Origin of the sequence: Paractinoplanes rhizophilus, assembly GCF_042664765.1 — a bacterium.
Lineage (GTDB): Bacteria > Actinomycetota > Actinomycetes > Mycobacteriales > Micromonosporaceae > Actinoplanes > Actinoplanes rhizophilus.
This window is the reverse complement of sequence record NZ_JBHTBJ010000002.1, coordinates 187,940-200,175: the sequence shown is the minus strand read 5'-3', so window position 1 is coordinate 200,175 and position 12,236 is coordinate 187,940. Positions and strand designations below refer to the sequence as shown.

Genomic DNA, 12,236 nt, shown 5'->3' with positions numbered 1-12,236 from the left:
CGGCGGTAGCGATGGGCTTCGACAATCCTAAGAAGCCGTGGTCGGAGCTGGAGGCCGCGCTGACCGGGCGTCCGGTCAAGCCGCCCCAGGGCGAGGGCATTCGCCAGATCGGCGAGGACCGGCAGAAGCCGTACGCGGTGGATCCGCTCGCCATCGACGCCGACGGCGGCGATTCGCCGGTCTGGAGCCGGAAGCGCCAGCCCTATCACGCGCCGCCGCTGGTCAAAAACCAGGAAAAGACCATTCCGTACGCGGAGCTGCACTGTCACACCAACTTCAGCTTCCTCGACGGCGCGAGCCATCCGGAGGAGCTGGCCGAGGAGGCCGCCCGCCTGGGCCTCACGGGCCTGGCCGTCACCGACCACGACGGCTTCTACGGCGTGGTCCGGTTCTCCGAGGCGGCCCGCGATCTCGACCTTCCCACGATCTTCGGCGCCGAGCTGTCGCTGGGGCTGACCAAGCCGCAGAACGGCGAGCCCGATCCCGAGGGGCGGCATCTGCTGGTGCTGGCCAAGGACGCGGCCGGGTACGCCGCGCTGGGCAGCCTGATCGGCGAGGGTCAGCTGGCCGGCGGCGAGAAAGGCAAGCCCGAGTACGGCGGCCTGGAAAAGATCGCCGGACACCTGCGGGACCGCGTCATGGTGCTGACCGGCTGCCGCAAGGGACCGGTGCCGCGGGCGCTCGCCACCGGCGGGATCGAGGAGGCCGACCGGGAGCTCGACCGGCTGGTCGCGCTCTTCGGCCGGGAGCACGTCGTGGTCGAGCTGACCGACCACGGCGACCCCTATGACGGCGATCGCAACGACGTGCTGTACGAGCTGGCGCGACGGAGAAAGCTGCAGACGGTCGCCACCAACAACGTCCACTACGCCATCCCGGCCCGGAGGAAGCTCGCCACCGCGGTCGCCGCCGTGCGGGCCCGGCGCAGCCTCGACGAGCTGGACGGCTGGCTGCCCGCGGCCGGCACCGCCCACCTGCGCAGCGGCGCCGAGATGGCCCGCCGGTTCGCCGCCTATCCCGGCGCCGTCGAGCGCGCCGCCGAGCTGGGCCTCGCGCTCGCCTTCGACCTGCAGCTGGTGGCGCCGCAGCTGCCGGCCTTCCCGATCCCCGAGCCGGGCTACACCGAGATGGGCTGGCTGCGCGAGCTGGCGATGCGTGGCGCCCTGCAGCGGTACGGCCTGCCCGAGGAGGTGCCCGAGGTCTACGCCAAGCTCGAGTACGAGCTCGCGATGATCGAGGAGCTGGACTTCCCGGGGTACTTCCTCGTCGTCTACGACATCGTCAAGTTCTGCAAGGACAACGACATCTACTGCCAGGGCCGGGGCTCGGCCGCGAACTCCATCGTCTGCTACGCGCTCGGCATCACCAATGTGGACGCCTTCGAGTACGACCTGGTCTTCGAGCGGTTCCTGGCCCCCGAGCGGGACGGCCCGCCCGACATCGACGTCGACATCGAGTCCGACCGCCGCGAGGAGGTCATCCAGCACGTGTACGAGAAGCATGGTCGCCGGCACACCGCGCAGGTCGCCAACGTGATCTCGTACCGGCCGCGCTCCGCCGTACGCGATATCGCCAAAGCCTTTGGTTTTTCACCCGGTCAGCAGGATGCGTGGAGCAAGCAGATCGACCGCTGGGGTGACGTCGCGACCGTGGACGTCGACGACATCCCGGAACAGGTCGTGTCGTTCGCCAACGAGTTGCAGACCTTCCCGCGGCACCTCGGCATCCACTCCGGAGGGATGGTGATCTGCGACCGGCCGGTGAGCGAGGTGTGCCCGGTCGAGTGGGGGCGGATGCCGGGCCGCACCGTGCTGCAGTGGGACAAGGACGACTGCGCCGCGATCAACCTGGTCAAGTTCGACCTGCTGGGCCTGGGCATGCTGTCGGCGCTGCACTACGCGTTCGACATGATCGACAGCAAGCTCGACTTCTCGAACATCCGGCCGTCGGACCCCGAGGTCTACGAGATGCTGTGCCAGGCCGACTCGGTCGGGGTGTTCCAGGTGGAGAGCCGCGCGCAGATGGCGACCCTGCCCCGGCTCAAGCCGCAGGTCTTCTATGACCTGGTGGTCGAGGTGGCGCTGATCCGGCCCGGGCCGATCCAGGGCGGCTCGGTGCACCCCTACATCCGGCGCAAGAACGGCATCGAGAAGTGGACGATGCCGCATCCGACGATGGCCCGGGCGCTGGAGAAGACGCTGGGCGTGCCGCTCTTCCAGGAGCAGCTGATGCAGCTCGCCATGGACTCGGCCGGCTTCAGCCCGCTGGAGGCCGACAAGCTGCGCCGGGCCATGGGCTCGAAGCGCTCGGTGCGCCGGATGGAGGAGATGCGCGAGCGGCTCTACCAGGGCATGGCCGCCAACGGCATCTCCGGCGAGCTGGCCGACGACCTGTACGTCAAGCTGTGCGCGTTCGCGAACTACGGCTTCCCCGAGAGCCACGCGATCAGCTTCGCGTACCTGGTGTATGTCAGCGCCTGGCTCAAGCGCTACCACCCCGCGGCGTTCTGCGCGGCGCTGCTCAACGCGCAGCCGATGGGCTTCTACTCGCCGCAGACGCTGGTCGACGACGCGCGGCGGCACGGCGTCGAGGTGCGGCGCCCGGACATCAACCTCAGCGACGCGGCGGCCACCCTGGAGCGGACACCCGAGACCAGGCCGGTGGCCCTGCCCGGGGAGCCGCCGCACGCGTGGGGATTGGGCGGGCCGGCCGTCCGGCAAGGGCTTTCTAGCATCCGTACGGTGGGGGAGGAGCTCGCCCAGGCGATCGAGGACGAGCGCCGCGCCCATGGTCCGTATCGCAGCATGACCGACCTGGCCCGGCGTACCGGATGCACCACCACCCACCTGGAGGCGCTCGCCACGGCCGACGCCTTCGCGGGGTTCGGGCTCTCGCGCCGGGAGGCGCTCTGGGCGGCGGGTGCGGCCGCGCAGGACAAGCCGGACAAGTTGCCGGGCACGGTGAGCGGGGCCGACGCGCCGATGCTGCCCGGGATGAGCGAGGTGGACAAGCTGGTCGCGGACGTGTGGGCGACCGGGCTCTCGCCCGAGGCGCACCCGGCGCAGTTCATCCGGGGCGAGCTCGACCGAGTGGGCGCGCTGCGGATCTCGCAGCTCGGCCGGGTCGAGGCGGGCACCCGCATCCGGGTCGGCGGGATCGTCACCCACCGGCAGCGGCCGGCGACCGCGGGCGGGGTGACGTTCGTGAACCTCGAGGACGAGACCGGCATGCTGAATGTGACCTGCTCGCCGGGGCTGTGGCAGCGATACCGACGGGTGGCGAAGACCAGCTCGGCGTTGATCGTGCGAGGGCGGCTGGAGAAGGCGGAGGGCGTGCTCAACCTGGTGGCGGATCGACTGGAGGCGGCGACCCCACCGGTCACCCCGGCTTCCCGCGACTTCCGGTAGGGCTATTCTTCGGATTTATCCGTTTTGCTCCTTCAGATCGGAAGAGGCGATGATCCGTACGATGATGAGTCTCGTCGCAGCAGCGACCGTGCTCCTCACTGCGAACCCGGCAGCGGCCGCCACGCCCGATCCCGGTTACACCCGCGGCGGCCGGCTGAAGCCCGGCGCGACGCTCACGGTGAATTACAAGGCGGCCGGCGGCGCCGCGACGTCGGTCCGGCTCGAGTGCGACCCGCCCGGCGGAACCCATCCGAAGGCCGCCGCGGCTTGCGCCATGCTGGCGGCCGCCGGTGGCGATCCGCTCGCGATCGAGCCCGCCCACCACGCCTGCTTCCTCATCTACGCGCCGATCATCGCCGAGGTCACCGGCAACTGGCACGGCACACGGGTCGACTGGCGGCATGAATACGGGAACAGTTGCGAGATGCGGCGGGCGCTCGGGGTGCTTGTCCGGTTCTGAGCCCCGGGCGAACTTCGATGGGCGCGCCACGCCGGCGGATGACCGGCGAGTGCGGGGGATGGGGAAGAATCGCCTCATGAGCACTGACCTTGCGCTGAATCTGGGAACCCGGGAATCCGCCACCCTGGAGTTCAAGCGTGAGGTGACCGACCGTAACGCCATCCGTAAAGCCATCTGCGCGCTGGCCAACGACCTGGCGAACGCGGGTGGTGGCGACCTGATCATCGGGGTTGATGACAAAGGTCAGCCGGTTGGCGGTGTGGACGTTTCCGATTCTGCGTTGCTCAAGATCACCGAATACCGCGACCAGGGCTTGATTCTGGACCGGCCCTCGATGGTCGTCACGGCAGAGAAATATCAAGGGCATGATGTCATCCGCGTGCGGGTCAATGCTTCGCGGACGCCACCGGTCCGATTCGACAACGTCGTCTACGTTCGGCCGGGACCGTCCACGCGGCGGGCCAACCGCGACGACGAGCGTGTCCTGTCCGAGCGGCGGCGATCGTTCGAGACCCCGTTCGATGTCCGATCGCTTCCAGCCGGCGGATTGCAGGACCTGGACCTCGACCTCTTCCGATCCGAGTATCTGCGCCAAGCCGTGGACCAAACGGTGCTGGACGAGAACCACCGTCCGATCGAACAACAACTGGCCTCACTCAGGCTGGCAGACCTGGACGGCACGCCGACCGTACTCGGAGTGCTTCTGCTGGGAATTGACCCGACGACGGTGCTGTCCGGAGCGCACGTCCAGTTCATCCGGTACGAGGGCTGCGACGTCGGCGGTGCGATTCTCGACGACCAGGACATCGGGGCGAACATCATTACCACTGCTGAACGTCTGGAGATCGTCCTCAAAGGTCACCTTCGGACCCGGCTGGTCGCGGTGGATGGATTCCGTGAGGAGCAGCGTCCGAACTATCCGTTCGACGCGCTGCGTGAGGTTTGCATGAATGCCATCATGCACCGGAACTACGAGTCGTCGAACGCGCCTGTGCGGATCGCCTGGTTCGACGACAGGATCGAGGTGACGAATCCAGGCGGCCCTTATGGCCAGGTACGGGCGGACAACTTCGACCGTGTGAACGACTACCGGAACCCGTCGTTGGCTGCAGCGATGAAGTCACTCGGATATGTCAACCAGTTCGGCCGGGGAATCGGTCGGATCAGGAGCTCGCTGATTCGCAACGGCAATCCGAGCCCGGAGTTCATCATTGACGACTCGTCGTGGACGGTACTGATCAGGAGTACGTCATGATCTCTGTCGCGATGTTCAACAACAAAGGCGGAGTGGGCAAGACGACCCTGACCTATCACCTTGCGCACATGCTGCAGCGGCTGGGGCACAGCGTCCTCGCGGTCGACCTCGATCCCCAGTCCAACCTGACCGCCGCGTTCCTGGACGAAGACGCTCTCGGTGTGCTGTGGAAGGAAACCGCAACTCCGGCGTGGGGCGGCCCCTATCAGTCGCGCCTCTGGACGCCCGCGCACGGAGCCCCGGGGACGGTGGTGACGGCGATCCAGCCCATCATGGACGGCGTCGGCGACATCGAGAAGGTGTCCCCTATATCGATCGCTCCGGACCTTTCCCTCTTTCCCGGCGATCTGGATCTCAGCAGATTCGAGGACCGGCTCTCCGATGCTTGGCCGCGCGGGTACACCGGCAAAGATCAGGCCGCGCTGCGGGTGACGACAGCGTTCCACCGGATCATCCGGCAAGCCGCCGAGGAAGTCGGTGCCGAAATCATCCTCATCGACGTTGGTCCCAATCTGGGCGCGATCAACCGGGCAGCCCTTCTGGCGGCCGACGCGGTGCTGATGCCATTGGCGGCCGATCTCTTCTCGCTCCGCGGCCTGAAGAACCTGGGCCCGACGCTTCGGGAGTGGCGGTCGGTCTGGCGCGAAACGGTGCTGCCGAAAATGCCGTCGGCAATTTCCGCCCCCGAGGGAAGGATGACGCCGCTGGGATACGTCATCATGCAGCCGACGATGCGCTTGGACCGGCCCGTTCAAGCTTATCGGCGCTGGCTGGAGCGAATTCCCACGGTGTTCGCCACGGCCGTCCTCGACCAGGACGAAGTCGACATCGGCGACAGGTACGAGATCGCGACCTTGCGCAACTACCAGAGCCTGATGCCGCTGGCCCACGATGCCCGCAAACCGATGTTCGATCTGCGATCCGCCGACGGAGCGCTAGGCAGCACCCAAGCGCTCGTGCAGCGGTGTTACCAGGATTTCAAGTCTCTCGCCGAAGAGCTCCTGGCGCGCCTGGAGGACATATAAGTCCTGCACGTCCGGATGCCGCGTCGACTGATCGGTGTGGTGGGCCGATACGCTGGCCGCGTGGACACCGCATCGACGCGAACTGGGCGGCCGATTGTCAGCGCGCGCACGGCGGCCGTGTGGGCCGTGCTCCGGCGTGAGCTCGACCGGCACGCCGGGCGGCAGCTCACGGTCGTGGACGTGGGCGGCGGCACCGGTGGGTTCGCTGTGCCGCTCGCGCAGTCGGGACACACCGTCACCGTGGTCGACGCGAGCCCGGACGCACTCGCCGCGCTCACCCGGCGGGCCGCCGACGCGGGCGTGGCCGATCGGGTGCGGGCGGTGCAGGGCGACGGCGACGCGCTGGCGGGGCTGATCGAGCCGGCCAGCGTCGACCTGATCCTCTGCCACGCGGTGCTCGAGGTGGTCGACCAGCCGTCCGACGTGGTGGCGGCGGTCGCGGCGGCGTTGCGGCCGGGAGGCGCGGTCAGCGTGCTGGTGGCGAGCCGGGCCGCGGCGATCCTCGGGCGGGCGGTCAACGGGCACCTGCGTTCGGCGTCCGCGCTGGTCAGCGATCCGGAGGGGCGCGCGGGCGCGCGCGACACGCTGCGCCGGCGCTATGACGTGGCGAGCGCCGCGGATCTGTTGCGGTCGGCGGGTCTCGAGGTGGAGGAGACCCATGGCGTACGCGTCCTGGCCGATCTCCTGCCGGCGGCGGTCGTCGAGGAGGACCCGCAGGCGTTGCTCGAGCTCGAGCTGGAGCTGTCCGCCAAGCCGCCGTTCCGGGACATCGCTTCCCAGCTGCATCTGTTTGCGCGGCGGCCGTGATCACCGAGGTCCCGGCCGATCACCTGCGCACCGACGCGCTGGTGCCGGTGATGCCGGCCTACGGCAGCGGCAGCCTGGCCGACCTGCTGCCCAGCGTGTGCGCGGTGCTCGGGGTGCCGGGCTCGGCGGACGTGCTGGGGCTGGGGCCGTCGCTGGACGGGGTCGACCGGGTGGCGGTGCTGCTCGTGGACGGGCTCGGCGCCTACCAGGTGCCGGTGGCGGAGCCGTACGCGCCGATCTTGAAAGATCTCGCGGCCGGAAGCCGCAGCTTGACCGCGGGTTTTCCCTCGACGACGCCGGTCAGCCTGGTCACCGTGGGCACGGGCGCGGTGCCGGGCGCCCACGGGGTGCTGGGCTTCACGACGCGCCGGCCGGACGGGCGGGTCCTCAACCACATCCACTGGAAAGACGATCCGGACCCGCGGCTGTGGCAGCCGGTGGCCACGCGGTTCGAGGCCGCGGCGGCGGCCGGGCTGGGCGTCACCGTGGTGAATCGTCCCGAATTCGAGGGAAGCGGGCTCAGCGTCTCGTCGACCCGGGGCGCGACCTATGTCGGCGCCTCGACCATCGGCGAGCTGGCCACCGGGATGCTGGCGGCGCTGGCGGCCGGGCCGGGGATCGTCTACGGCTACCATCCGGACCTCGATCATCACGGGCACGGCGACGGGGTCGACTCGGACCGCTGGCGGGAGGCGGCCGCCGGGGTGAACGACCTGCTGGACCGCCTGGTGCACGGCCTGCCGCCGCGGTCGGCGCTGCTGGTCGTGGCCGATCATGGCCAGCTGAACGTCCCCGCCGCCGGCCGTTTCGACCTGGCCGAGAATTCCGACTTGTCGGACGGGGTGGTGGGGGTGGCCGGGGAACCGCGCGTTCGCTACCTCTACACCGCTCCCGGCGCCCGCGACGACGTTCTCGCGGCCTGGCGCGGGGTCTTCGGGCCGCAGGCGTGGGTGCTGCCCCGCGAGGAGGCGGTTGCGCGTGGCCTGTTCGGTCCGGTGGCGCCCGCCCACCTCGACCGCATCGGCGAGATCGTGGTCATCTGCCTGGATCGGGTGGTCGCGCTGGCCGGTGGGTGGGAGCCGCCGACGGTGGGGCGGCTGATCGCGTATCACGGCTCGGTGACCGCGGCCGAGATGACGGTGCCGCTCTTGATCGCTCGCTGACATCTGCCTGTTTTGTCGCGTCTGTCGCTCCTGCTGCGCCGGGCGCGGAAAAGTGTCAGAGGGTCGGGCTAGGGTCGCTGACGTGGGACGCAGCCAGGCAGTGCCGCGAGGGCGCGACCCGCGTTTCGGGCCGGACGCCGATGACGCGGGTTGCACCATCCTGCATGTCGACATGGATGCGTTCTTCGCCTCCGTCGCGATTCGCGCCCAGCCGTCCCTGCGCGGAAAGCCCGTGGTCGTGGGCGGGATAGGTCCGCGCGGCGTGGTGAGCTCGGCCAGCTATGAGGCGCGGCGGTTCGGGGTGCGCAGCGCCATGCCGACGGCGCGGGCCCGGGCGCTCTGCCCGCAGGCGATCTTCCTGCCGGTCGACGGCCCGGCGATCTCGCAGGCGTCCGAGGCGGTCATGGCGATCTTCCGGGACGTGACCCCGCTGGTCGAGCCGCTCTCCTCCGACGAGGCGTTCCTCGACGTCGCGGGCGCGCAGCGGCTGCTCGGGCGGCCGGCCGAGATCGCGCGGCAGATCCGCGAGCGCATGTTCGCCGAGCAGCGGCTGACCTGCTCGGTGGGGGTGGCGCCGACGAAATTCGTGGCCAAGCTCGGCTCGACCCGGGCCAAACCCGACGGCATGGTCGTGGTGCCCGCCGGCCTCGTGCTCGATTTCCTGCATCCGCTGCCGGTCGAGGCGCTCTGGGGCGTGGGGGAGCGGGCCGCCGAGACGCTGCGCCGGCTCGGGCTGACGACCGTGGGCGAGCTGGCGAACGCGCCGTACGGGATGTTGCGGCGGGCCGTCGGCGAGGCCGCCGCGGCTCACCTGCACGAGCTGTCCTGGGGCCGCGACCCGCGCAAGGTCAGCCCCGAGCGCGAGGAGAAGTCGATCGGCGCCGAGATGACCTTCGACGTCGACGTCGCCGACCGTGAGGTGCTGCGGCGCAGCCTTCTCGCGCTCTCCGAGAAAACCGGCGCCCGGCTGCGCGCGGCCGGCCAGGTGGGGCGCACGGTGGCGATCAAGGTCCGGCTGGCCGACTTCCGCACGGTCAATCGATCGCGTACGGTGCCCGCGAGCACCGATGTGGCACGCGAGATCTTCGAGATCTCGTGGGCCCTGTTCGAGGCGCTCGGGCCGAGCGAGCAGATCCGCCTGATCGGCGTGCGGGTCGAGGGCCTCACCCCCGCGGCCACCACATCGCGGCAGCTCAGCCTCGGTGAGCCCGAGCGCGGTTGGCGCGAGGCGGAGGCCGCTGCCGACGCTGTCGCGGCCCGGTTCGGGCGTGCGAGCGTCCGCCCAGCCAGTCTTTTGGGACGAAGTGATCTTCGGCGGACCGAAAATCACCCGCAGCGGACGGTCGTCCCGCTTTCCGAGCCGCCAACCCCCTCGTAGACTTGCTCGGTAAGGCAGCCGACGGCTGTCCCGCGCCACCTACCTTTGTTTCACCCCGACCCCGCTTCGGGATTGGGATATGCGCCCGGGGAGGAATGCCGTGCCGCTCTCGGAGCACGAGCAGCGGCTGTTCGATCAGATCGAGCGGTCGCTTGCCGAGGACCCCAAGTTCGCCTCGGCTGTGCGGGCCAGCGACCCGCGTTTCCACGCACGGCGCCGGCTCCTCGTCGCCGCCTTCGTGATCCTTGTTGGTCTTGCCCTCGTCGTCTTCGGCACGGTGAGCAGCAACACGCCGCTCGGCGTTGCCGGTTTCGTGGTGATGCTCGGCTCGGCCGCTTTCGCGATGCAGTCCCGTCGCAAGGGCAACGCCCCGGCCGATCTCCACGCGGTCGGCGGCACCGCGAGCCGTCGCACGCGCCAGACGCGCAAGGCGGGCTTCATCGATCGGCTGGAGGACCGTTGGCGTCAGCGTCCGGAGGGACACCGCTGACCCGGCGCGCTCGCCGGCGAGCGCGCACAACCTGATCCCGCTGGCTGCTCGGCCCGGGCGCACCGCCCAGGCCAGGCTCAGCGACCGGCAGATGGCGGCCCACGGCCGCCATCGCCGTTTCTCGATGCGCTGTCGCTCCCCTCGATGCGCCGCCGTGCCCGGAGCCTGGCTTACTCGGAGCGTGCCCCGGCCTCTGGCCATGTGCGTAGCCCGGCCGGCACGGTCGTGTGCGTAGCTCGGCCGGCATGTCGTGCCGCGCTTTCGATGTCTCCCGGGCATGAAGCCCCATTCCTTCCGCCACGCCTCGCTGATCGTGACCCTGGGCGGCGCGGCCCGGCTGGCAGCGCACCTCGGCTGGCAGCGCACCTCGGCTGGGCGGCGCGCCTGGTTGGCGGATGTGGGGTTAGTCACTGTCGCCTCTGGCGTGGCGGCCCGTTCCGGGCTGAAAATCGGTGCTGGTCGCCCGCTGACGTCGTGTCTCCTTGATCCGTACGAGGTCGTGGGTTAGTCGGACGCGGGCAGCCGCGTTTATGGGCCCTTCACTGTTGCTGCGAGCACGCGAGTTAGATTCACCCATCCTGTGGCTGCCGCGGGCGATCTTCCCCATGTATTCGTGCTGGTCGGGAGGGTGTTGGTGCTGGAGCAGGCTCAGGACGAAGACGAGATCATCACGCATGTTGCCGGGCTCGACATCGGCAAGGCATCGTTGGTGTGCTGCGCACGAGTACCGGACGAGACGAAACCCGGTCGGCGTCTGCAAGAGGTACGTACCTACGCCACGATGACGCGTTCCCTGATCACCCTGGCTGACCGCCTTGCCGTGCTGGGCGTGACCCGGGTCGTGATGGAAGCGACCAGCGACTACTGGAAGCCGGTGTTCTACCTGCTGGAAGCGCATGGCTTCGAGGTGTGGCTGGTCAACGCGCGTGACGTCAAGCATCTACCCGGGCGGCCGAAGACCGACAAGCTGGACGCGGTGTGGTTGTGCAAGGTCGCCGAACGGCAGATGATCCGGCCCAGTTTCGTGCCACCCGCACCGATCCGGATGCTGCGCGACCTGACCCGCTACCGGGTCGACCTGATCGCCGAGGCCGGCGCGGAACGCCAACGCGCAGAGAAGCTCCTCGAGGACGCACAGATCAAGTTGTCAGTCGTGGTCAGCGACCTGTTCGGCGCCTCCGGGCGAGCGATGATGAACGCGCTGATCGGCGGGCAGCGCGACCCCCACGCCCTCGCCGAACTGGCCCGATCCAGTCTGCGCCGCAAGATCCCCGCGTTGCAGGAATCCCTGACCGGCCGGTTCTCCGATCATCATGCGTTCCTGCTGGGCAAGATGATCGCCCGGGTGGAGGCGATCGAGGCCGACATCCGTGAGGTCGACGCCCGGATCGAGGCGCAACTTGCCCCTTTCGTGGTGGCGGCGGCCCGGCTGCTTGAGATCCCCGGGATCGGCCCGGCCGCCGCCGCGACGATCATCGCCGAGATCGGCGTGGACATGACCCGGTTCCCGACCCCGGCGCATCTGGCCGGCTGGGCCAAGTTCGCGCCCGGCGTCAAGGAGTCCGCCGGCCGTCGCAAAGGCAACGGGTCCAGCGGGCACGGCAACCGTTACCTGGCCCGCGTACTCGGGCAGATCGCGGTGTCCGCCGCCCGCACTGACACGTTCCTCGGTGAACGCTACCGGCGCATCGCGCGACGACGCGGTGCTAAACGCGCGATCGTCGCGGTCGGCCGGTCGGTCCTGACGATCATCTGGCACCTGCTGTCCGATCCCGAGACCGGCTTCCACGATCTCGGCGCCGGTTTCTACCTCAGCCGCACCGACACCGAACGCCGCAAACGCAACCACATCCGCCAGCTCGAAGCCCTCGGCTACCGCGTCACCCTCGACCTCGCCGCATAACTCACCGCTGCCATCAAGACCCATCCCACGCCGCTCCGCGACGCGGGATGCTGCCGCACGTCCCGGTACGGTCGATTTTCGAGTTAGGTCATGGCGCCGGCCAGGCGTCGAGGACCTCGGCGTGGCGCAGGCCGCCGGCGGTGGCGATGTGGGACAGCCAGGCCGCGCACTCGGGGATGGTGAGGATTTCGCGGGCGGACTGCTCGGCGTCGGCCCGGGAGCGCCACAGGATGATGTCGAGCCAGGCGCCGTCGTCCTCCTTTGTCAGATAGGCCGCCAAACAGGCCGGGAAACGTGCGCGCAGGGCGGCGAGCATCGCGGGACGGTCGGCGATCATTTGCGCCTAGG

The 12,236-nt window shown here is 69.5% G+C and carries 10 protein-coding genes; 9 read left to right on the top strand and 1 reads right to left on the bottom strand.

The annotated features are described in order from the left end of the window. Positions 1-11: 11 nt before the first annotated feature. The 9 genes from ACFQS1_RS04795 (at position 12) to ACFQS1_RS04755 (ending at position 11,888) form a co-directional block, all read left to right on the top strand. Positions 12-3,407 (top strand): error-prone DNA polymerase, encoded by a 3,396-nt coding sequence (locus ACFQS1_RS04795; protein ID WP_378964814.1) that lies wholly within the window; start codon positions 12-14, stop codon positions 3,405-3,407. Positions 3,408-3,468: 61 nt separating this feature from the next. After that, the gene (locus ACFQS1_RS04790) at positions 3,469-3,867 is read left to right on the top strand and encodes an SSI family serine proteinase inhibitor (protein WP_378964813.1); all 399 of its coding nucleotides are present in this window, start codon (positions 3,469-3,471) and stop codon (positions 3,865-3,867) included. A gap of 76 nt (positions 3,868-3,943) precedes the next feature. After that, positions 3,944-5,122: an ATP-binding protein gene (locus tag ACFQS1_RS04785; protein ID WP_378964812.1), complete on the top strand. Its 1,179-nt coding sequence runs from the start codon at positions 3,944-3,946 to the stop codon at positions 5,120-5,122. Next, positions 5,119-6,147, top strand: a complete 1,029-nt coding sequence (locus tag ACFQS1_RS04780; protein ID WP_378964811.1) for a ParA family protein — start codon at positions 5,119-5,121, stop codon at positions 6,145-6,147. Before ACFQS1_RS04785 ends, ACFQS1_RS04780 begins: the two co-directional genes overlap by 4 nt. Before the next feature lie 60 nt (positions 6,148-6,207). Beyond that, a complete protein-coding gene (locus ACFQS1_RS04775) occupies positions 6,208-6,954 on the top strand; it encodes a methyltransferase domain-containing protein (protein ID WP_378964810.1) in 747 nt (248 codons plus the stop codon). Then, the gene (locus tag ACFQS1_RS04770; RefSeq protein ID WP_378964809.1) at positions 6,951-8,117 is read left to right on the top strand and encodes an alkaline phosphatase family protein; all 1,167 of its coding nucleotides are present in this window, start codon (positions 6,951-6,953) and stop codon (positions 8,115-8,117) included. The genes ACFQS1_RS04775 and ACFQS1_RS04770 overlap by 4 nt, the downstream gene beginning before the upstream one ends. Positions 8,118-8,199: 82 nt before the next feature. Beyond that, on the top strand, positions 8,200-9,495 hold the full coding sequence (gene dinB / locus ACFQS1_RS04765; RefSeq protein ID WP_378964808.1) for a DNA polymerase IV: 1,296 nt from the start codon (positions 8,200-8,202) through the stop codon (positions 9,493-9,495). Between the two features lie 100 nt (positions 9,496-9,595). Beyond that, on the top strand, positions 9,596-9,985 hold the full coding sequence (locus ACFQS1_RS04760) for a DUF3040 domain-containing protein (RefSeq protein WP_378964807.1): 390 nt from the start codon (positions 9,596-9,598) through the stop codon (positions 9,983-9,985). Between the two features lie 580 nt (positions 9,986-10,565). Then, entirely contained in the window at positions 10,566-11,888 is a 1,323-nt protein-coding gene (locus tag ACFQS1_RS04755) for an IS110 family RNA-guided transposase (RefSeq protein WP_378964806.1), read from the top strand. A gap of 88 nt (positions 11,889-11,976) precedes the next feature. Here the strand turns inward: ACFQS1_RS04755 and ACFQS1_RS04750 are convergent, their stop codons facing one another. Next, on the bottom strand, positions 11,977-12,225 hold the full coding sequence (locus tag ACFQS1_RS04750; RefSeq protein WP_378964805.1) for a hypothetical protein: 249 nt from the start codon (positions 12,223-12,225) through the stop codon (positions 11,977-11,979). Positions 12,226-12,236 lie beyond the last annotated feature (11 nt).

Excerpts from the sequence above, each read along its gene's own strand:
- ACFQS1_RS04790 (WP_378964813.1), top strand. The coding sequence starts at position 3,469 with ATGATGAGTCTCGTCGCAGCAGCGACCGTGCTCCTCACTGCGAACCCG.
- ACFQS1_RS04795 (WP_378964814.1), top strand. The coding sequence starts at position 12 with ATGGGCTTCGACAATCCTAAGAAGCCGTGGTCGGAGCTGGAGGCCGCG.
- ACFQS1_RS04785 (WP_378964812.1), top strand. The coding sequence starts at position 3,944 with ATGAGCACTGACCTTGCGCTGAATCTGGGAACCCGGGAATCCGCCACC.
- ACFQS1_RS04780 (WP_378964811.1), top strand. The coding sequence starts at position 5,119 with ATGATCTCTGTCGCGATGTTCAACAACAAAGGCGGAGTGGGCAAGACG.
- ACFQS1_RS04750 (WP_378964805.1), bottom strand. The coding sequence starts at position 12,225 with ATGATCGCCGACCGTCCCGCGATGCTCGCCGCCCTGCGCGCACGTTTC.